Genomic DNA, 389 nt, shown 5'->3' with positions numbered 1-389 from the left:
GCGCGGCGATGCGCTCCCGGGAACCGGCCGCGCGGACGACGCCTCCCTTGATGACGACGACCGCATCCTCGATGACATCGCCGGTGGCCGGGTCGAGCAGGGTGCCGCCGTCTACGACCAGGTCGCCGCCCGACGACAGGTCCCGGCGCGCTGCTGCCGCATCAGGCGTTGTCGCGGCAAGGAGAGTCGAGGTACCCGCCAGTGCTGCGGCTCCCGCGATAACGCCACGCCGGGTCAGCCGGCTCGAGGGGGGAGGGGCGGGCTCTACGCACATTGAGGCTCCTTGGATCAAGCTCAGCGATCGTGGAGCTTTTTGTATACCAGAATGGTTAGCCGGCAGGGAAGGGTTGATCAACTTCTCGAAGAATGCTCACAAAACGGGGCAATAT

1 protein-coding gene is annotated in these 389 nt (G+C 65.8%); it reads right to left on the bottom strand.

The annotated features are described in order from the left end of the window. Positions 1-274, bottom strand: a 274-nt coding sequence (locus tag AC1DYK_RS36125) for a hypothetical protein (protein WP_478170642.1), incomplete at its 3' end; no start/stop codon positions are given. Positions 275-389: the final 115 nt, after the last annotated feature.

Source organism: Variovorax sp. P2_H12 (genome assembly GCF_056403395.1).
Note: the sequence above shows the minus strand (reverse complement) of the source record. Positions and strands in the feature narration are given on the sequence as shown.